The 18823-nt window shown below is 67.3% G+C and carries 18 protein-coding genes; 3 read left to right on the top strand and 15 right to left on the bottom strand.

Features of this window, described 5'->3' with window-relative positions; genetic code table 11:
- Positions 1-147 precede the first annotated feature (147 nt).
- Positions 148-1413: a CynX/NimT family MFS transporter gene (locus PCA10_RS19195; protein WP_016493731.1), complete on the top strand. Its 1266-nt coding sequence runs from the start codon at positions 148-150 to the stop codon at positions 1411-1413.
- An 81-nt stretch (positions 1414-1494) separates the two neighbouring features.
- Here PCA10_RS19195 and PCA10_RS19190 read toward each other — a convergent pair whose 3' ends face one another.
- Positions 1495-2442, bottom strand: a complete 948-nt coding sequence (locus tag PCA10_RS19190) for a LysR family transcriptional regulator (RefSeq protein WP_016493730.1) — start codon at positions 2440-2442, stop codon at positions 1495-1497.
- Between the two features lie 120 nt (positions 2443-2562).
- On the opposite strand from PCA10_RS19190, the gene PCA10_RS19185 reads away from it, so the two are divergent.
- Positions 2563-3312: a 3-oxoacyl-ACP reductase family protein gene (locus PCA10_RS19185; protein WP_016493729.1), complete on the top strand. Its 750-nt coding sequence runs from the start codon at positions 2563-2565 to the stop codon at positions 3310-3312.
- 154 nt (positions 3313-3466) lie between these two features.
- On the opposite strand, the gene PCA10_RS19180 is transcribed toward PCA10_RS19185, so the two are convergent.
- The 11 genes from PCA10_RS19180 to fnr form a co-directional block, all read right to left on the bottom strand.
- Positions 3467-4390 (bottom strand): aldo/keto reductase, encoded by a 924-nt coding sequence (locus PCA10_RS19180; protein WP_016493728.1) that lies wholly within the window; start codon positions 4388-4390, stop codon positions 3467-3469.
- The gene (locus PCA10_RS19175) at positions 4387-5679 is read right to left on the bottom strand and encodes an NTP/NDP exchange transporter (RefSeq protein WP_016493727.1); all 1293 of its coding nucleotides are present in this window, start codon (positions 5677-5679) and stop codon (positions 4387-4389) included. Before PCA10_RS19175 ends, PCA10_RS19180 begins: the two co-directional genes overlap by 4 nt.
- Before the next feature lie 178 nt (positions 5680-5857).
- On the bottom strand, positions 5858-7180 hold the full coding sequence (gene aauR, locus PCA10_RS19170) for a two-component response regulator AauR (RefSeq protein ID WP_016493726.1): 1323 nt from the start codon (positions 7178-7180) through the stop codon (positions 5858-5860).
- A complete protein-coding gene (locus PCA10_RS19165) occupies positions 7177-9087 on the bottom strand; it encodes a sensor histidine kinase (protein WP_041770858.1) in 1911 nt (636 codons plus the stop codon). The genes aauR and PCA10_RS19165 overlap by 4 nt, the downstream gene beginning before the upstream one ends.
- A 59-nt stretch (positions 9088-9146) precedes the next feature.
- Complete coding sequence (ggt, locus tag PCA10_RS19160; RefSeq protein ID WP_041770856.1) at positions 9147-10814, bottom strand: gamma-glutamyltransferase; 1668 nt, start codon at positions 10812-10814, stop codon at positions 9147-9149.
- 77 nt (positions 10815-10891) lie between these two features.
- Complete coding sequence (locus PCA10_RS19155; protein WP_016493723.1) at positions 10892-11626, bottom strand: amino acid ABC transporter ATP-binding protein; 735 nt, start codon at positions 11624-11626, stop codon at positions 10892-10894.
- Positions 11623-12291, bottom strand: coding sequence for an amino acid ABC transporter permease (locus PCA10_RS19150; protein WP_197539886.1), 669 nt, complete (start codon positions 12289-12291; stop codon positions 11623-11625). Before PCA10_RS19150 ends, PCA10_RS19155 begins: the two co-directional genes overlap by 4 nt.
- The gene (locus PCA10_RS19145) at positions 12288-13034 is read right to left on the bottom strand and encodes an amino acid ABC transporter permease (protein WP_016493721.1); all 747 of its coding nucleotides are present in this window, start codon (positions 13032-13034) and stop codon (positions 12288-12290) included. Before PCA10_RS19145 ends, PCA10_RS19150 begins: the two co-directional genes overlap by 4 nt.
- 170 nt (positions 13035-13204) lie before the next feature.
- Positions 13205-14113, bottom strand: a complete 909-nt coding sequence (locus PCA10_RS19140) for a glutamate/aspartate ABC transporter substrate-binding protein (protein WP_016493720.1) — start codon at positions 14111-14113, stop codon at positions 13205-13207.
- Between the two features lie 352 nt (positions 14114-14465).
- Positions 14466-15014, bottom strand: coding sequence for an adenine phosphoribosyltransferase (locus PCA10_RS19135; protein WP_016493719.1), 549 nt, complete (start codon positions 15012-15014; stop codon positions 14466-14468).
- 51 nt (positions 15015-15065) lie between these two features.
- On the bottom strand, positions 15066-15800 hold the full coding sequence (gene fnr, locus PCA10_RS19130; RefSeq protein WP_016493718.1) for a fumarate/nitrate reduction transcriptional regulator Fnr: 735 nt from the start codon (positions 15798-15800) through the stop codon (positions 15066-15068).
- Between the two features lie 145 nt (positions 15801-15945).
- Between fnr and PCA10_RS19125 the strand changes: the two genes are divergently transcribed.
- Positions 15946-16401 (top strand): hypothetical protein, encoded by a 456-nt coding sequence (locus PCA10_RS19125; RefSeq protein WP_016493717.1) that lies wholly within the window; start codon positions 15946-15948, stop codon positions 16399-16401.
- Between the two features lie 7 nt (positions 16402-16408).
- On the opposite strand, the gene hemN is transcribed toward PCA10_RS19125, so the two are convergent.
- The 3 genes from hemN to ccoS all read right to left on the bottom strand — a co-directional run bounded on the left by hemN (position 16409) and on the right by ccoS (position 18812).
- Positions 16409-17791 carry an oxygen-independent coproporphyrinogen III oxidase gene (gene hemN / locus PCA10_RS19120; RefSeq protein WP_016493716.1) on the bottom strand — a complete coding sequence of 461 codons (1383 nt, stop codon included), beginning with the start codon at positions 17789-17791 and terminating at the stop codon, positions 16409-16411.
- An 81-nt stretch (positions 17792-17872) separates the two neighbouring features.
- A complete protein-coding gene (locus tag PCA10_RS19115; protein WP_016493715.1) occupies positions 17873-18598 on the bottom strand; it encodes a sulfite exporter TauE/SafE family protein in 726 nt (241 codons plus the stop codon).
- Positions 18591-18812, bottom strand: a complete 222-nt coding sequence (ccoS, locus tag PCA10_RS19110) for a cbb3-type cytochrome oxidase assembly protein CcoS (protein ID WP_016493714.1) — start codon at positions 18810-18812, stop codon at positions 18591-18593. The genes PCA10_RS19115 and ccoS overlap by 8 nt, the downstream gene beginning before the upstream one ends.
- Between the last annotated feature and the right edge of the window lie 11 nt (positions 18813-18823).

Here is an 18823-nt window from a genome sequence, read left to right as displayed (position 1 = left end):
AGGGAGCTAACCTTTTCCCCTTCGCCTCCCGGGCCTTCCTCCTGCAGTGCGCGCGGCTGGAAGCCCTCGAACGACTGGATGCGGACGCCGCCCTCGCGGCCAACCGCGCCGTGCTGATCTGACCTTGCCCCATTTGCCGGAACTGCCATGAATGCCGCCAACGACCCCAAGCCGGCCTGCCCGCCGGAAGAACTGCTGATCGACGCCGAGGCCGACGACGAGCCCACGCCACCCGTGATACGCGGCGGCACCTGGCTGTTGCTGGCGGGCCTGGTGATGGTGGCGCTGAACCTGCGCCCGGCGCTCTCCAGCCTGGCGCCGATGCTGAACATGGTGCGCGAGGCCACGGGCCTTTCGGCCACCGGCGCGGGCCTGCTGACCACCTTGCCGGTGCTCTGCCTCGGCCTGTTCGCACCGCTGGCGCCTATCCTCGCGCGGCGCCTGGGCAGCGAGCGCACGGTGCTGCTGATCCTCCTCACCCTGGCCGGCGGCATCGTGCTGCGCAGCCTGTTCCCGGTGGCCGGGTTGTTCCTCGGCAGCCTGCTGGCGGGGGCGAGCATCGGCATCATCGGCGTGCTGCTGCCGGGGATCGTCAAGCGCGATTTCCCCCATATCGCCGGGCTGATGACCGGGGTCTACACCATGGCCCTGTGCCTGGGCGCGGCGCTGGCCGCCGGCGCCACGGTGCCGATGGCCGGTCTGCTGGACGACGCCTGGCAACCGGCCCTGGCCTTCTGGGCGCTGCCGGCGATCCTCGCCGCGCTGGTCTGGCTGCCCCAGGCGCGCCAGGCCCAGCACGGCCACCGCCAGGCCTACAAGGTCACCGGCCTGTGGCGCGACCCCCTGGCCTGGCAGGTGACCCTGTACATGGGCCTGCAGTCGTCCCTGGCCTACATCGTCTTCGGCTGGCTGCCGTCGATCCTCATCGATCGCGGTCTTTCCGCGGTGCAGGCCGGCCTGGTGCTCTCCGGTTCGGTGATGGTGCAGCTGATCAGCGCCCTCGGCGCGCCCTGGCTGGCCACCCGTGGCCGCGACCAGCGCGCCGCCGTGGTGCTAGTGATGGGTCTGACCCTGGCGGGCCTGCTAGGCATGCTCTATGGGCCGCTGTCGGGCATCTGGGGTTGGGCGGTGGTGCTCGGCCTCGGCCAGGGCGGCACCTTCAGCATCGCCCTGGCGCTGATCGTGCTGCGCTCGCGGGACGCCCACGTGGCCGCCAACCTCTCCGGCATGGCCCAGGGCGTGGGCTACACCCTGGCCGCCATGGGCCCGCTGATGGTGGGGGTGGTGCACGACCTCACCGACGGCTGGAGCGCGGTGGGGATCATCTTCGTGGTGGTCAGCCTGGCCGCCACGGCGTTTGGCCTGGGGGCCGGGCGCAACCTGCATGTCTCCGCCCGCAGCGAGCATGTTTGACGGGCGCGATTTGTAGGATGTGGTTGAGCGCAGCGATACCCATCACCGGGACCGCATGGGTATCGCTTCGCTCAACCCATCCTACGGGCTGCCACGCATAGGGACAGAGTTGGCGTTGAACTTCTCCGCCAGCGTCCGCTCGCGGAAGCGTTCGACGATGAAGTCGATGAACACGCGTGTCTTGGCCGGCAGCAGCTTCTGCGCGCTGAAGTAGAGCGACAGCCCGCCGGTGTCCACGTACCAGTCCGGCAGCACCCGTTCCAGGCTGCCGCTCTGCAGGTGGGGCAGGGCATGCACGGTGCTCACCAGGGTCACTCCCAGGCCTTGCAGGGCCGCATGGCAGGCCGCCTCCGGGTCGCTCATGGCCATGCGCATTTTCAACTCGAAGCTGGCCTGCTGGTTGTCGCGGGTGCGTAGCGGCCAGGCACGCACCCGGCCGGTCTGGGGCGAGCGGAGAAGGATGCCGTCGTGTCGGGCGAGGTCGTCTGGTGATTCGATGGCCGGGTGCCGCGCCAGGTAGTCCTTCGCTGCCAGCAACACCCGGTGGCCCGGCCCCAGTTGCCGGGCGATCACCCCGGGCGGCAGTTCGAAGCCGCCGCCGATGGCCGCGTCGAAGCCTTGGCCGATCAGGTCCACCGGGCGGTTGTCGAAGTGCCAGTCGGGGACGATGGCCGGGTAGCGGGCGAGGAAGTCGGCCAGGTGCGGCAGGATGTAGTCGCGGCCGAAGGCCATGCCCATGCTCACCTTGAGGGTGCCCGCCGGCTGGCCCTGGCTGCTGGCGAGGTTGGCCACCGCGCCCTGGATGCTCGCCAGCCCGCCGCTCACTTCCGCCAGGAAACGCTCGCCGGCCTCGGTGAGGCTCAGGCTGCGGGTGCTGCGCAGGAACAGCCGGACGCCAAGGCCGGACTCCAGTTTCGCCACGTTCTTGCCCACCGCCGCCGGGGTCAGGCCCAGGCGCCGCGCGGCCTCGGCAAAGCTGCCGGCCTCGGCGGCGCGGACGAAGCACTCGATGCTGCTGAGGGTTTCCATGGGCTCTCCATAAACCATTGGTATCGACTGAATATAGCGATTGCCAGCTTATCGGTTGTGAATCCTGGAGCAATACTGGGGCCGTCTTCCACACCAACCCCCAGTTCCAGGAGAAACCCCATGAGCACTCTGAAAACCCTCGAAGGCAAAGTCGCATTCATCCAGGGCGGTTCCCGCGGCATCGGCGCCGCCATCGCCAAACGCCTGGCCAAGGACGGTGCCGCCGTCGCGCTGACCTATTCGGCCTCCGCCAGCAGTGCCCTCGAAGTGGTCGAGGCCATCGAAGCCGCCGGCGGCCGCGCCATCGCCATCAAGGCCGACAGCCGCGACGAGCAGGCCATCCGCGCGGCCATCCGCCATGCCGTGGACAGCTTCGGCCGCCTCGACATCCTGGTGAACAACGCCGGTGTGCTGGCTGTGGCACCCATCGAAGAGTTCAAGATCGAAGACCTGGACCGCACCCTCGACGTGAACGTGCGCAGCGTGGTGATCGCCAGCCAGGAAGCCGCCCGGCTGATGGGCGAGGGTGGTCGGATCATCACCATCGGCAGCACCAATGCCGAGCGCATGCCCTTCGCCGGTGGCTCGGTCTATGCCCTGAGCAAGGCGGCGGTGGCCGGTTTCACCAAGGGCCTGGCCCGCGACCTGGGGCCGCGCGGTATCACGGTGAACAACGTGCAGCCCGGCCCGGTGGATACCGAAATGAACCCCGACAGCGGCGAGTTCGCTGAGTCCCTCAAGGGGATCATGGCCCTGCCGCGCTATGGCCAGGCCGAGGAGATCGCCAGCTTCGTGGCCTACCTGGCCGGCCCTGAGGCGGGCTACATCACCGGGGCCAACCTGACGATCGATGGTGGGTTCTCGGCCTGAGGTTCTGCGAAACCCGTCGACCTGATCGATGGGTTTCGCTTCGCTCTACCGTCCTACGGGGTGCGTGATCACGCGTAGGGTGGATCACGCTTCATCGATCCACCAGCGGAGTCCGGCTCGGCACCGTTGGTGGAAATGAAGAGCGATTTCCACCCTACAAGAGACGAATCAGGCGCTCGCGAAACGCCTGGTCGGCTTCCCGCCCCCGCCCTGCCTGTAGGTTGTCCAGCATGTGGCGGGGGTTTCCCGTTCCGGGAATCACGCAGGTCACCGCCGGGTGGCTCAGGCAGAACTTCAGCAGCAGTTGTGGCCAGCTGGTGCAGTGGTAGTCGCCGGCCCAGTCCGGCAGGGGTTTGTCCAACAGCGTGCGCAGCAGGTTGCCGCCGCCAAAGGGACGGTTGATCAGCACCGCCACGCCACGCTCGGCGGCCAGGGGCAGGATGCGCCGCTCCGCGGCCCGGTCGTTGACCGCGTAGTTGATCTGCACGAAATCCAGTTTCTCGCTGCCCAGCACCTGCTCCAGCTGGTCGTAGGCGCTCTCGGTGTAGTGGGTGACGCCCAGGTAGCGGATGCGGCCGGCTTCCTTCCACTGGCGCAGGGTCACCAGGTGTTCCTGCCAGTCCACCAGGTTGTGCACCTGCATGAGGTCGATGCGCTGGCGCTGCAGCAGCGCCATGGACTGCTGCATCTGCTTCACGCCGGCCTGGCGACCCTGGGTCCAGACCTTGGTGGCGACGAAGGCGCGGTCCTGGGCCTGGAGTTCGTCCAAGAGGCCACCGATGGCTTGCTCCGCCTGGCCGTACATGGGCGAGCTGTCGATCACCGAGCCGCCGGCGGCGAACAGCGCTTGCAGCACCTGGCGGCAGTCGGCCCAGGCCGCGCTGTCCTGGCGGGCGATGTCGAAGCCCCGGTAGGTGCCGATGCCGACCACCGGCAGCTGCTCGCCGCTGGAGGGAATCGCGCGCTTGCGCAGGGGCTGTTGCGCCGTGTCGGCGCCCAGGCTGAAGGGGCTCATGGCCAGGAGCGCCGTACCGGCGCTGAGCCGGAGGAATTGGGCGCGGGTGATGCCGCTTTTCATGGCTTGGCCTCCTGTGGGCTTGCCGAGGATTGAGTCTGCTCGTGGCGGCGGCCCAGGCGCCAGCCCAGTGCCGACCAGGCCAGGGCCACGCCGGCACCCACCAGCGCCACTGCGGCGGCACCGAGGCCGATGGCGTTGAGCAGTGCATTGAGCCAGGCGCTCAGGGCATCGCCGCCGCGATAGACCAGGGTGTCGATGAAGTTCTTCGCCCGGTATTTCTGCTGGGCATCCAGCGGCACGAATAGCATCTCCCGCCCCGGCCGCACGAAGGCGTATTCCCCCACCCGACGCAGCACCATCACCCCGGCCAGCACGGCGAACTGGGGCAGCAGCGCCAGGCCGACGAAGCCCAGCGCCACCAGCAGCGGCACCCCGGCCAGCAGCGCTCCGACGCCGAAGCGCTGGGCCACGCGCCCGGCGATGAACAGCTGGCAGGCCAGCGACAGTGCCTGCACGACGAAGTCGAGCAGGGCGAACACGCGAACCTGCTGCTGGCTGTCGGGGAACAGCGCCGCCACCAACCGCGCCTGCTCGAAGTAGAGGAAGGTGCTGGTGCAGGACAGCAGCAGGACGAAGGCGCAGATGCCCAGCAGGTAGGGCGAGCCCAGCACCAGGCTGATGCCCGCGAAGGGGTTGCCGGGCACCGGGCGTTCCGGTGGTTCCCGCTCCGCGCCGGGGCGCCCGGCGCCGCCCTGGGCACGCCAGCTCATCAGGTAGCGGCGCAGGGCCAGGGGCGGTAGCAGGAGCAGCGCGGCCAGCACCAGCAAGCCGGCGGTGCCCAGGCTGCCCACCAGCAGGCCGCCGAGCACAGGGCCGAGCAGCCCGCCCAGGCTGGCCCCGGCGGCGATGGCGGGGAACAGGCGCTTGGCCTGGCGGCGGTTGAATACGTCGGCCAGCAGGCTCCAGGCGAGCGACACCACGAACAGGTTGTAGACCGACAGCCAGACGTAGAAGGCTCGCGCCGTCCACAGCGGGTCGGGAGTGCGCCAGAGCAGCCAGGCGAAGATGCACAGGTGGCTGGCGAAGAACAGGTAGACGCAATCGAGCAACACCCGCCGCGGCACCCGCGCGTTCAGCCAGCCGAAGGCCGGCACCGCCAGCAACATGGCGACGAAGGTGGCGCTGAACAGCCACTGCAGGTTCTCCACGCCACCGGCGATGCCCATGGTTTCGCGCACCGGGCGCAGCATGAAATAGCCGCCGAACAGGCTCAACAGCAGGGCGAAGGCGGCCAGGGCCGGGCCCAGTTCACCAGGCCTGGCATGGATGGCGCGGTGCAGCGGGGACATGGCGGTGGTTCGTTGGGAGTGGTCTGGAAGGGTTTAGACCATGGAGGGGCGGGATGTCTTGCGGGAGGGGTTGCAGGATTTTTCGTAGGTTGGGCCAAGCGCAGCGCGGCCCAACATGGGGGCGTGGCGCAGGGATGTTGGGCTTCGCGTCGCTCAGCCGCAACCTACGGTTCGCATTTCACAGCCCGTACTTCTTCACCTTGTCGAACAGGGTGGTCTTGGCCATGCCGAGGGCGATGCAGGCCTGGCTGAGGTTGCCGCCGTGGCGTTCCAGGGCGGCGCCGAGCAGGTTCTTCTCGAAGGCTTCCACCGCTTCGGCGAAGCGCGGCTCGTTGCCGTCCGGGGTCTGGCCGCTCTTCTTGAACACCGGCAGGCCCAGGGCGAAGCGTTCGGCCACGTTGCGTAGCTCGCGCACGTTGCCCGGCCAGTCGTGGGCCATCAGCGCGGAGAGGGTGGCGTTGTCCAGTTCGGGCGCCGGCCGGTCGAATCGCAGGGAGGAGAGCTGCAGGAAGTGCTCGAACAGCAGCAGGATGTCCTCGCGGCGGTCGCGCAGCGGCGGCAGCTCCAGGGTGACCACGTTCAAGCGGTAGTAGAGGTCGCTGCGAAAACGCCCGGCGCGGCCTTCCTCGTCCAGGTCGAACTTGGTGGCGGCGACCACCCGGCAGTCCACCGGGATCGGCTGGTTGGAGCCCAGGCGTTCCAGGGTCTGTTCCTGCAGCACGCGGAGGAACTTGATCTGCAGGTTGAGCGGCATGCTCTCGATTTCGTCGAGGAACAGGGTGCCCTGGTGGGCGTGCTCGATCTTGCCGATGCGGCGCTTGCCGGCGCCGGTGAAGGCGTGGGCCTCGTGGCCGAAGATTTCGCTGTCGAACAGGTTCTCCGGCAGGCCGCCGCAGTTGAGCGCGACGAATTGCCTGGGTTGGCGCCGGCTGTAGTCGTGCAGGCAACGGGCGACCAGTTCCTTGCCGGTGCCGGTCTCGCCTTCGATGAGCACGTTGGCCGAGGTGTCGGCGACGTTGGCGATCAGCTCGCGCAGGGCCTGGATGGCCGGCGAGCGGCCGATGATGCGCTGCTCGAGGGATTGCCGGCCGGCGAGCTGGCGACGCAGCTGCGACACCTCGCGGGCCAGGGCGCGTGTTTCCAGGGCGCGGCGCGCCACGTCCACCAGGCGTTCAGGGGAGAAGGGCTTCTCCATGAAGTCATAGGCGCCGTCGCGCATGGCCTGCACCGCCATGCTGATGTCGCCGTGGCCGGTGATCAGCACCACCGGCAGGCTGCGGTCGCGGGCCTTGAGGCGTTCGAGCAGGGTCAGGCCGTCCATGCCGGGCAGGCGGATATCGCTGATGACGATGCCGGCGAAATGCTCGCCCACCTGGGCCAGGGCCTCTTCGGCGCTGCCGACGCCGATGCTGGGAATGTCTTCCAGGGCCAGCGCCTGCTGGCAGCCCATCAGGACGTGGGGGTCGTCTTCGACGATGAGGACGCTGAGGGGCTCGGTCATGGGGCGGTGCTCGCGGTTCCTTCGGGGCGGTGCAGCAGCGGCAGGCAGAGTTCGAACGCGGTGCCGCCGGTTTCCGGATGCTGGGCCGCCAGGCTGCCGCCCGCAGCGGTGGCCAGGCTGGCCGAAAGGGTCAGGCCCAGGCCCAGGCCATGTTCGCCGGGCTTGGTGGTGAAGAAGGGCTCGAACAGGTACTGGCGGTTGGCCGGGTCGATGCCGGGGCCGTTGTCGCGCACCTGCAGGCGGTAGGTATCGCCGTCGGCGTGGCCGCTGAGCCAGAGCAGGCAGTCGCTCTGGCCGCTCATGGCGTCCAGGGCGTTGGCCACCAGGTTGACCAGGATCTGCTCCAGGCGGGTCTGGTCGATGGCCAGCAGCACATCGTCGACGTCGCGATTGAGGGTCAGCCCGCTGCGGTCAAGGCGGCTGTGCAGGAGGAACAGCGCGGCGTCCACCGCCTTGCCCAGGCGCGCCTGGCCGTGGTCGTCGGAGCGTCGGGCGAAGGCGCGCAGGCTGGCGGTGATGCGGCCCATGCGATCGACGAGTTCGTTGATCGCCGCCAGGTTGGTGCTGGCGGTGTCCAGGGCGCCACGGGCGAGGAAGCGCACGGTGTTGCCGGAGAGGGTGCGCAGGGCCGCCAGGGGTTGGTTGAGTTCGTGGGCGATGCTGGTGGACATCTGCCCGATCACCGCCAGCTTGCCGGCCTGGACCAGGCCGTCCTGGGCCTTGCGCAGGTTGTCCTCGGTCTGCTTGCGCTCGCGGATTTCCGCCAGCAGGCGGCTGTTGCTGGCGCGCAGGTCCTGGGTGCGTTCGGCGATCTTGCGTTCCAGCTCGTTGTTGGCCGCCAGCAGTGCCTCGCGGGCCGCCAGGCGGGTGGCGAAGACCTTGCGCCGCTCGTTCCAGGCGATCAGCAGGAAGGCCAGCAGGGCGAAGCCGACGGCGGCGAGCATGCCCTGGATCACCGCTTCGCGGCGCAGGTCGGCCAGCGGCGAGAGCAGGGTGAAGTGCCAGGGGGTGTCGTCGAGGGTGCGGGTCTGGGCCAGGTAGGCCACTTCGCCTTCGGCCGCTCCCACCGGGTCGCTGGCGGCGAAGCTGATGGCTTCCAGGCCCTCGCCCAGCACCTGGCGGCTCAGGGGTTCCCATTCGTTCAGGGCCCACCAGTAGTACTGCAGGCTGCGGGCCAGGCGTTCCTTGTCTTCGGCCGAGAGCGGGCGCACCGCCTTCATGCGCAGGGCCGGGTCGCTGGAGAGGATGATGATGCCGTTCTCGTCGCTGACGAAGGCTTGCAGGCGGGCCTTTTCCCAGCGCTCCTGCAGGGTTTCCAGCTTCACCTTGACCACCGCCACGCCAATGATCCGGTCCTGGTAGCGCAGGCCGTGGGCCAGGTAGTAGCCGGCCTCCCCGGTGGTGCTGCCGATGCCGTAGAAGCGGCCGGGGCGGCCTTGCACGGCTTCCTGGAAGTAGGCGCGGAAGGCCAGGTCCTCGCCCAGGTAGCTGTCCGCGTCGCGCCAGTTGCTGGTGGCCAGCACCCGGCCCTGGGTATCCAGCAGGTAGATGGCGCGGGCGCCGCTGCGGCGGTTGAGGCCTTCGAGGTAGTGGTTGACCAGGTTGCGCCGGTAGGGCGTGGGGTTGAGCAGCAGGTGGCTGACGCTGGATTCCAGCTCCAGCAGGCTGGGCAGGTAGGTGTAGCGGTTGATCTCGCTTTCCACGGCGCGGGCGTGGAGTTCCAGCTGGCGCTCGCCATCGTCCCGTAGCTGACGGATGCCCGCCTCTTCGCTGAGGTGGTAGCCGACGTAGCCGAAACCCAGCATGCACAGGGCGAGCAACAGGAACAGCAGGAAATGGCGGAGCAGGCGCGGTTTCACGGTCAGGGCGGGCGGCACGGCGCGGAGGCTGGCGGTGGGGCATTGCATCATAGTCGACCCGTACGGGCCAGCCCGCCGCCCGGGTGGGCGACGGGCTGGCCTCGGCGTTATGGCTTGACCACCAGGCCGACGCCCCGGCCACGCGGGTCGGAAGCGGTTTCCAGATTCGCGCCGTCGACGCGGATGGCCTGGATGTCGCCCATGTTCCAGCCCTGGTCTTCCAGGGTGTAGCCCATGGCCTTCAGCTCCTCGGCCACCTTGCCGGTGAGCGGGGCGTGGGCGTCGTAGTAGAGGGTGTCCTTGGGCAGCAACTGGTGGTGCACGCGCTGGGCGGCCACGGCTTTCTCCAGCGGCAGCTGGTAGTCGTAGACGTTGTTCAGCACCTGGAAGATCGAGGTGAAGATGCGCGAGCCGCCGGGGGTGCCCAGCACCAGGCTGACCTTGCCGTCGCGGGTGACGATGCTCGGGCTCATGGAGGAGAGCATGCGCTTGCCCGGCTCGATGGCGTTGGCGTCGCTGCCCACCACGCCGAAGGCGTTGGCCACGCCGGGCTTGGCGCTGAAGTCGTCCATTTCGTCGTTGAGCAGGAAGCCGGCGCCCTTGACCACCACGCCGCTGCCGAAGTCCCAGTTGAGGGTGTAGGTGTTGCTCACCGCGTTGCCGTCGGCGTCGACGATGGAGAAGTGGGTGGTCTGGTGCGGTTCCAGGCCCGGACGCACCTTCTCGGTGGCGGAGATGGCGTTCGGGTTGACCTCGGCGGCGCGCTTGGCGATGTAGCCGGCGTCGGTCAGCTGGGCCACCGGCACCTTGGAGAAGTCCGGGTCGCCCAGGTAGTCGGCGCGGTCGGCGAACACGCGCTTCTCGATTTCCGCCAGCAGGTGGATGTAGCGCGCGGAGTTCAGTTCCACGCCCTTGAAGTCGGCGGCGCGGGCTTCCTTGATGCCGATCAGCTGGGCCAGGGCGATGCCCCCGGAGCTGGGCAGCGGCGCGGTGTAGAGGCTGTTGCCCTGCCAGTCGATGCGCATCGGCTCGCGCCACTTGGCGCTGTAGCCGCTGAGGTCGTCCTGGCTGATCAGGCCGCCGTCCTGCTGCATCTGCGCCACCAGCAGGCGCGCGGTTTCGCCCTTGTAGAAGTCCTCCGGGCCCTTGTCGGCGATGCGCTCCAGGGTTTTGGCGAGCTCCGGCTGGGTGAAGGTTTCGCCGGCCTTCATGGTGCCGAAGTAGTCGCCGAAGTTGGTCTTGCCGTTGAACAGGGCGATGGCGTCCTGGCGGTACTGGAACTGCTTGTCGGCGACCTTGAAACCGCTTTTCGCGTAACCGATGGCCGGGGTGACCAGCTCGCTCCAGGGCAGCTTGCCGAAGCGCTGGTGCGCCTCCCACAGGCCCATCACGGTGCCGGGCACGCCGGCGGCCCGGACGCCCACCAGGCTGAGGTTCTCTATCACCTCGCCCTGGTCGTCCAGGTACATGGTTTTGGTCGCGGCCTTGGGCGCCACTTCGCGGTAGTCGAGGAAGTAGGGCTTGCCGTCCATGTACAGAGTCATGAAACCGCCGCCACCGATGTTGCCGGCTTCGGGGTAGGTGACCGCCAGGGTGAAGGCCGTGGCCACCGCGGCGTCCACCGCGTTGCCGCCGGCCTTCAGCACGTCGGCTGCGACCTTGGCGCCGTACAGGTCCGGCGCGGCCACCGCGCCGCCTTCGAGGCTGGCGGCGAACACCGAGGAACTGGCGGTGGCGATGGCGACGCCAAGGGCGACGGGGCGCAGGAGGATCATCGGTTGCATGGGATATCCCTATCTTGTTGTTGTGGGGTGGTACAGGTCCCCGGCCGAATGCCGGCCGGGGATGTGTCTCAGTGCTGCAGGATCTTGGCGAGGAACTGCTGGGCGCGGTCGGAGCGGGCGCTGACGTCGCCGAAGAACTCGTCCTTGGCGCAGTCTTCGACGATCTGCCCGCGATCCATGAAGATCACCCGGTCGGCCACCTTGCGGGCGAAGCCCATCTCGTGGGTCACGCACATCATGGTCATGCCTTCCTGGGCCAGCTCGACCATCACGTCGAGCACTTCGTTGACCATTTCCGGGTCCAGCGCCGAGGTGGGTTCGTCGAACAGCATCACCACCGGGTCCATGGCCAGGGCGCGGGCGATGGCCACGCGCTGCTGCTGGCCACCGGAGAGCTGGCCGGGGTGCTTGTGGGCATGGGCCTTGAGGCCGACCCGATCGAGCAACTTGAGGCCCTTGTCCAGCGCCTCTTCCTTGCCACGGCCGAGCACGCGGGTCTGGGCGATGGTGAGGTTCTCGGTGATGGACAGGTGCGGGAACAGCTCGAAGTGCTGGAACACCATGCCGACGCGGGAGCGCAGCTTGGGCAGGTTGGTGGCCTTGTCGGCGATGGAGGTACCGTCGACCACGATGTCGCCCTTCTGGAAGGGCTCCAGGGCGTTGACGCACTTGATCAGGGTGGACTTGCCCGAGCCCGAGGGGCCGCAGACCACCACCACTTCGCCTTTCTTCACCTGGGTGCTGCAGTCGGTCAGCACCTGGAAGTCCCCATACCACTTGTTGACGTTCTTGATGGAAATCATACGGCTAACCTTTTCTGCAGGAGTTTGACCAGCTGGGAGGCGATGAAGCTGACGCTGAAGTACACCAGGCCGGCGAAGATGAGGAACTCGTGGGGCTGGCCGATGATGTCGCCACGGGAGCGGGCGGCGTTGAGGAAGTCCATCAGGCCCACGGTGTAAACGAGCGAGGTGTCCTGGAACAGGATGATGCTCTGCTGCAGCAGCAGCGGGGTCATCTTGCGGAAGGCCTGGGGCAGGATGATCAGGCGCATGCTCTGGCCGTAGGTCATGCCGAGCGCCTGGGCGGCGCCCATCTGGCCCTTGGGGATGGCCTGGATGCCGGCGCGGACGATTTCGCAGAAATACGCCGCCTCGAACATCATGAAGGCCACCAGGCAGGAGGTGAACGCGCCCACCGGGGTGTCTTCGCCGGTGATCGCCCGCAGCAGGAAGGGCACCGCGAAGTAGAACCAGGTGATCACCAGCAGCAGCGGGATGGAGCGGAAGTAGTTGACGTAGATCCCGGCCGCCTTCGACAGCAGCGGGTTGTGGGACAGGCGCATGAGCGCCAGCACGGTGCCCAGGGCCACGCCGCCGAGCACGCCGAGGACCATCAGCTGGAAGGTCATCAGCAGGCCGTCGGCCAGGCCCGGCAGGGCGGGGATGATCGCGGAGAAATCCATTATTTGCCCCCTACGGAGATCAGGCCGGGTACCGCGACCTTCTTCTCCACCAGGCGCATGAGCAGCATCAGGCTCATGTTCAGGGTGAAGTAGATCAGGGTGGCCAGCGTGAAGGCCTCGAACAGGTTGGCGGAGAACTCGGCGGTCTGCTTGGTCTGCGCCAGTAGCTCCATCAGGCCGATCAGGGACGCCACCGAGGAGTTCTTGAAGATGTTGAGGAACTCGCTGGTGAGCGGCGGAATGATGATGCGGAAGGCCTGGGGCAGAAGCACGTAGCGGTAGATCTGCGGCAGGCGGAAGCCCATGGCGCGGGCGGCGCCGAGCTGGCCCTTGGGCAGTGCCTGGATGCCGGTGCGCACCTGTTCGCAGACGCGGGCAGCGGTGAACAGGCCGAGGCAGACCACCACGCTGAGGTAGGCCGAGGTGGCCGGGTTGAGGTCCTGCTTGAACCAGATTTCCAGCGGCTCGGGCAAAAGGTCCGGTACCAGGAAGTGCCAGAGGAACAGCTGCACCAGCAGCGGCACGTTGCGGAAGATTTCCACGTAGACGGTGGCGATGCCGGAGACCCAGCGGCTCGGCATGGTGCGCATCACGCCGAGGAGCGCGCCCAGCGACAAGGCGATGATCCAGGCGGCCAGGGCGATGGCGATGGTCCAGCCCAGGCCGGTGACGAACCAGTCCAGGTAGATTTCGCTGCCGATGCCGGTGGACTTGAAGAACACGCTCCAGTCCCAGTTGTAATTCATCAGGGTTGTCCCCTATCAGGTCGATCTGCGGTGAAGGCAAAAGCACCCTCTCCCTGTGGGAGAGGGCTGGGGTGAGGGCAGCATGACTCTGCACGGCCCCCACCTTCCCTCTCCCCCAACCCCTCTCCCGGAGGGAGAGGGGAGTAACGGCGGAGAGGGGAGGGGCAAGGTCAGATCTCTTCAGCCGACTTGTCGGTGGGGTTGGCTACCAGCTTCTTCAGCTCGTCGCTCATGGGGAAGTTCAGGTTCAGGCCCTTGGGCGGGATGGGCTGGGTGAACCACTTGTCGTAGATGCCGTTGATCTCGCCGGAGGCGAAGGTCGCGGCGATGGCCTTGTCGACCACCTGCTTGAAGGGCTCGTCGCCCTTGCGGACCATGCAGCCGTAGATCTCGTAGGACTGCGGCGCGCCGGTCACGACCCAGTCATCGGGCTTCTTGGCCTTGGCCATTTCGCCGTAGAGCAGGGCGTCGTCCATCATGAAGGCCACGGCGCGGCCGGATTCGAGCATCAGGAAGGACTCGCCGTGGTCCTTGGCCGAGATGATGTTCATGCCCATCTGTTTCTCGGCGTTCATGGATTTCAGCAGGCGCTCGGAGGTGGTGCCGGCGGTGGTCACCACGTTCTTGCCCTTGAGGTCGGCGAAGTCGCCGATGGCGGCGCTCTTCTTCGACAGCAGGCGGGTGCCCACCTCGAAGATGCCCACGGAGAAGCCGACTTGCTTCTGGCGCTCGAGGTTGTTGGTGGTGGAGCCACACTCGATGTCCACGGTGCCGTTCTGCACCAGCGGGATGCGGGTCTGGGAGGTCACCAGGTTGTAGCGCACCTTCAGCTCCGGCATGCCCAGTTCCTGCTTGATGGCATCGACCACTTTCAGCTGCAGGTCATGAGAGTAGCCGATGGGCTTGCCCGGCTCGGTGCCGAGGTAGGAGAAGGGGATGGAGGCGTCACGGTGACCGAGGGTGATGGTGCCGGTCTCCTTGATCTTCTTCAGGGTACCGGTCAGCTCGGCGGCGAACGCCGGAGCGGAAATCAGGGTTGCTGCGATAGCGGTGGCCAGCACCTTGGGGAGCATACGCATGAACGACAGTCCTCGATGTTGATTGTTCTTATCGGCGCGAGCGGTTGTTCGCGTCCGTCGGGGATCTGTATTGGCAGGATGTGTGCCAGCTGTATGGTGCTTATCGTAAGTTTATAACTTATTGATAAATAACGGTTTTAATTGATTTTATGACGGACCGCTTCCCAGTGGTGTCCGGCTTGCCGAATATCCGGCCGATCGGCGTTCGGATTTCCGAACGATATTCGCGAATGAATGCGCACCTACGGTTCGTTTCCGTGGGAGGCTTCGCGGAATTCACCGCCCTGAACGACGAAGCCCCTGGCACCGCGTGGTGCCAGGGGCTTCGAATTTCACCGGGCCCGCGCGCGGATCAGCGCTCGTCGAGGGCGAAGGCGGTCAGGGCGAAGGTGGGGATGCCGGCGTCGGCCAGGCGTTCCGAGCCGCCGAGTTCCGGCAGGTCGATGATGGCGGCGGCCTCGAACACGCTGGCGCCCATGCGGCGGACCAGGCGCGCGGCGGCCAGCAGGGTGCCGCCGGTGGCGATCAGGTCATCGAAGACCAGCACCTTGTCGCCCTCGCACAGGCTGTCGCTGTGCACTTCCAGCAGGGCTTCGCCGTATTCGGTCTGGTAGGGCTCGGCGAGCACGTCGGCCGGCAGCTTGCCCTGCTTGCGGAACAGCACCAGGGGCTTGTTGAGTTCGTAGGCGATGATCGAGCCGATCAGGAAGCCACGGGCGTCCATGGCGCCGATGTGGCTGAAGTCGGCCTCGACGTAGCGCTGGATGAAGCTGTCGGCCACCAGGCGCAGGGCACGGGGGGACTGGAACAGCGGGGTGATGTCGCGAAACACCACGCCGGGCTTGGGGAAGTCCGGGACGGGGCGGATCAGGGTCTTGAGGGAGAAATCGTCGAAAATCATCGTTGCAGCCTGAAAGGAAGGGGCAGGGGGGAGCACGCGGACCCGCGGGGATCAGCTTTCGATACTGCCGCCGGCCATGGCGCAGAGTTCGATGGGATCGAGGATATGCACTTCCTTGCCCTCGGCGGCGATCAGGTTGGCCTGCTGGAAACGGGTGAAGACGCGGGAAACGGTCTCCACCGCCAGGCCCAGGTAGTTGCCGATTTCGTTGCGCGACATGGCCAGGCGGAACTGGTTGGCGGAGAAGCCACGAGCGCGGAAACGGGCCGACAGGTTGACCAGGAAGGTGGCGATGCGCTCGTCGGCGGTCTTCTTCGACAGCAGCAGCATCATCTGCTGGTCGTCGCGGATTTCCCGGCTCATCACGCGCATCAGTTGGCGGCGCAGCTGCGGCAACTGGACCGAGAGTTCGTCGAGGTGTTCGAAGGGGATCTCGCACACCGAGGTGGTTTCCAGGGCTTGGGCGGATACCGGGTAAAGCTCGGTGTCCATGCCGGACAGGCCGACCAGCTCGCTGGGCAGGTGGAAGCCGGTGATCTGCTCTTCACCGGCGTCGGTGACGGTGAAGGTCTTCAGGGCGCCCGAGCGCACGGCGAAGACGGAGCCGAAGGCATCGCCCTGGCGGAACAGCAGTTCGCCTTTCTTCAGGGGGCGACCGCGTTTGACGATCTCGTCCAGTGCATCCATGTCTTCCATGTTCAACGACAGGGGCAGGCACAGGGCCGCCAGGCTGCAATCCTTGCAGTGGGCCTGGGGAAGGTTACGCACCTTGATGGTTTCGGACATGGGCTCTTCCTTGCAATGCAATCACACAATGCCCGTAAGGGTAACGCAGGGGGCAGGTGACGGCCAGAAAAAGCCTACCTGACGCATCGTTCAAGTTCTGGTTCCGGAGGCCGACATCGGGGGGAGTCATAGGGAGGAAATGTCTATGTTGAGCCTGGACGTCAACAACTCAGTGGCACGGCTGTCGGAGGCGGTGCGGCGACAGGTCGCAGCCAAGGAGCGGGGTGACGAGCCCGAGGATCGGGCCACCGTGCTCCAGGGAATCCGCGTCAGCCTGTCGGACCTGGGCAAGGCCGGCAAGCCGCAGAAGAACGACGATATCGACGAGAGCAGCCTGCCGGACCGCATCAAGGAGCTCTTGAAGATGATCCGCGAGCTCAAGGCGCAGATCGCCGAGCGCAAGGCGGAGTTGCAGGCGATCGCCAGCGACCCCGGCCTGGACGAGGAAACCCGCAGGCAGCGGCTGGAAGCGGTACAGGGCCAGTTGGCGTCCCTGCAGGGGGCGCTGGGCAGTGCCAACGCCAACCTGGTCAAGGCGGTGCGCGACGCCAACCTCAGCCAGGAGCAGGCCGGCGAGCTGGGCAAGCTGCTCGCCGGTTGAGGCGGGTTCAGATCACCCGGGAGAAGCGCTGCTGGTTCTGCGCCGGCAGGTAGGCGTCGAAGAGCATGCACAGGGCGCGCACCAGCAGGCGGCCGGCCGGCAGCACGTCGATCCGGTTTTCGCTGAGGTCGATCAGGCGATCCGCGTGCATTTGCTGCAATTGTGGCCAGATGTCGGCGAAGTAGCCGCGAAATTCGATGTTGAAGCGGCCTTCGATGCTGTCGAAGTCCAGCTCGAACTCGCAGATCAGTTGCTGGATCACCGCCCGCCGGACGCGGTCGTCCTGATCGCATAGCAAGCCCCGCTCGGTGGCCAGCAGGCCCGCGTCCAGGGCGTTCTGGTAGTCGTTGATCTGCGCGGTGTTCTGGCAGTAGAGGTCGCCCACCTGGCTGATGGCCGATACCCCGAGGCCGATCAGGTCGCAGTGGCCGTGGGTGGTGTAGCCCTGGAAGTTGCGCTGCAGGCGGCCATCCTCCTGGGCGATGGCCAGCTCGTCGTGGGGCAGGGCGAAGTGGTCCATGCCGATGTAGCGGTAACCGGCGGCGGCCAGCTGTTCACTGCTGCGCTGGAGCATCTCCAGCTTTTGCCCGGGGCTGGGCAGGTCTTCGTTGCGGATGCGCCGCTGGGGCATGAAGCGCTCCGGCAGGTGGGCGTAGTTGAACACCGAGAGGCGGTCCGGCTGCAGGGCGATCACTTCGTCCAGGGTGCGGGCGAAGCCGTCCGGGTTCTGCTTGGGCAGACCGTAGATCAGGTCGAGGTTCAGCGAGCGGTACTGCAGGGTACGCGCGGCTTCGACTATGGCGCGGGTCTCGTCGAGGCTCTGCAGGCGGTTGACCGCGCGCTGCACCGCCGGGTCCAGGTCCTGCACGCCGAGGCTGACGCGGTTGAAGCCCAGTTCGCGCAGCAGGCCCATGGTGGGCCAGTCGGCCTCCCGGGGGTCGATCTCGATGCCGTAGTCGCCGGAATCGTCGTCCAGCAGATGGAAGTGCTTGCGCAGGTGGCCCATGAGCCGGCGCAGTTCGTCGTGGCTGAGGAAGGTCGGGGTGCCGCCGCCAAAGTGCAGTTGCTCGACCCGTTGCTTGGGGGCTAGGTGGCAGGCGATCAGTTCGATTTCCCGCTCGAGGCGCTCCAGGTAGGGCAGGGCGCGGCCACGGTCCTTGGTGATGACCTTGTTGCAGGCGCAGTAGTAGCAGATGTTCGCGCAGAACGGCACGTGCACGTAGAGCGACAGTGGGCGGCAGGCCTTGCGGCTGTCGCGCAGGGCGTGGAGCAGGTCGAAGGACGCCACCTTGTGGTTGAACTGCACGGCGGTGGGGTAGGAGGTGTAGCGGGGGCCGGGGGTGTCGTAGCGGCGGATCAGGTCCGTATCCCAGCGAATGTTGTCGAGCATGCGGGCATCCCCGGAAAGTCTGTCAGTGGCTGGCAGTCTAGGGGCCCGTGACCTGGGCGATCTTGATTTGTATCAAGCCGTTCAGTGGCTGTGCTGGTGTTGCTCGCTGGCGGCGTTGTGGCCGCCGTGGCCCATCAGCCAGGCCTGGTGCGGTCCGGGCAGGGTCCAGAGGCCGAAGAGGATCACCAGCAGGCCGCCGGCGATGCGGATGCCGCGCTTGCGCAGCAGTGCGGTCAGGCGTTCGGCGGCCAGGCCCGTGGCCACCAGGACCGGCAGGGTGCCGACGCCGAAGGCCAGCATCAGCAGCGCGCTGTCCGCCGCCGACCCCTGGCTGGCCGACCAGAGCAGGGTGCTGTAGACCAGCCCGCAGGGGAGCCAGCCCCAGAGCCCGCCCAACAGCAGGGCGCGGGGCAGGGACGACACCGGCAGCAGCTTGCGCGCTATTGGTTGGATATGGCGCCAGAGGCCCTGGCCCAGGGCTTCGATGCGGGTCAGGCCGCTCCACCAGCCGGCCAGGTACAGGCCCATGGTGATCAGCAGCACGGCGGCCACCACGCGCAGGCCCATGGCGGCGGGGCTGCTGGCGATGGCCCAGCCGGCGAGGCCGATGAGCAGGCCGGCGAGCGTATAGCTGGCAATGCGCCCGACGTTGTAGGCCAGCAGCAGGCGCAAGCGCCTGGCGCGCTGCTCCGGCGGGATGGCCAGGGTCAGGGCGCCCATCAGGCCGCCGCACATGCCCAGGCAATGGCCGCCGCCGAGCAGGCCGAGGATGAACGCGGAAAGCAGCAGTGGAGCCAGTTCAGCCACGGGGCTTGTCCTGCTCGTCCGCCTTGTCCTTGTCTTCGCCCTTGGCTTCGGCGATGCCGGCCTGGTGCTTGGGGTCCTCGTCGTCGAAGAGGATGCTGTGGGCCGGGCCGTCGAGGTCGTCGTACTGGCCGCTGTCCACTGCCCAGAAGAACAGCCAGATGGCGAAACCGACCAGGCCGACGGCGACCGGAATCAGTATGTAGAGCGCTGGCATGGGGGACTCCG

It is taken from the genome of Pseudomonas resinovorans NBRC 106553 (assembly GCF_000412695.1).
GTDB lineage: Bacteria > Pseudomonadota > Gammaproteobacteria > Pseudomonadales > Pseudomonadaceae > Metapseudomonas > Metapseudomonas resinovorans_A.
Note: the sequence above shows the minus strand (reverse complement) of the source record. Positions and strands in the feature narration are given on the sequence as shown.

Coding starts and splice junctions, on each gene's coding strand:
- PCA10_RS19135 (WP_016493719.1), bottom strand. CDS start 15,014: ATGATTTTCGACGATTTCTCCCTCAAGACCCTGATCCGCCCCGTCCCG.
- PCA10_RS19195 (WP_016493731.1), top strand. CDS start 148: ATGAATGCCGCCAACGACCCCAAGCCGGCCTGCCCGCCGGAAGAACTG.
- PCA10_RS19175 (WP_016493727.1), bottom strand. CDS start 5,679: ATGTCCCCGCTGCACCGCGCCATCCATGCCAGGCCTGGTGAACTGGGC.
- PCA10_RS19190 (WP_016493730.1), bottom strand. CDS start 2,442: ATGGAAACCCTCAGCAGCATCGAGTGCTTCGTCCGCGCCGCCGAGGCC.
- fnr (WP_016493718.1), bottom strand. CDS start 15,800: ATGTCCGAAACCATCAAGGTGCGTAACCTTCCCCAGGCCCACTGCAAG.
- aauR (WP_016493726.1), bottom strand. CDS start 7,180: ATGACCGAGCCCCTCAGCGTCCTCATCGTCGAAGACGACCCCCACGTC.
- ccoS (WP_016493714.1), bottom strand. CDS start 18,812: ATGCCAGCGCTCTACATACTGATTCCGGTCGCCGTCGGCCTGGTCGGT.
- PCA10_RS19145 (WP_016493721.1), bottom strand. CDS start 13,034: ATGAATTACAACTGGGACTGGAGCGTGTTCTTCAAGTCCACCGGCATC.
- PCA10_RS19185 (WP_016493729.1), top strand. CDS start 2,563: ATGAGCACTCTGAAAACCCTCGAAGGCAAAGTCGCATTCATCCAGGGC.
- PCA10_RS19155 (WP_016493723.1), bottom strand. CDS start 11,626: ATGATTTCCATCAAGAACGTCAACAAGTGGTATGGGGACTTCCAGGTG.
- ggt (WP_041770856.1), bottom strand. CDS start 10,814: ATGATCCTCCTGCGCCCCGTCGCCCTTGGCGTCGCCATCGCCACCGCC.
- PCA10_RS19180 (WP_016493728.1), bottom strand. CDS start 4,390: ATGAAAAGCGGCATCACCCGCGCCCAATTCCTCCGGCTCAGCGCCGGT.
- hemN (WP_016493716.1), bottom strand. CDS start 17,791: ATGCTCGACAACATTCGCTGGGATACGGACCTGATCCGCCGCTACGAC.
- PCA10_RS19140 (WP_016493720.1), bottom strand. CDS start 14,113: ATGCGTATGCTCCCCAAGGTGCTGGCCACCGCTATCGCAGCAACCCTG.
- PCA10_RS19125 (WP_016493717.1), top strand. CDS start 15,946: ATGTTGAGCCTGGACGTCAACAACTCAGTGGCACGGCTGTCGGAGGCG.
- PCA10_RS19165 (WP_041770858.1), bottom strand. CDS start 9,087: ATGCAATGCCCCACCGCCAGCCTCCGCGCCGTGCCGCCCGCCCTGACC.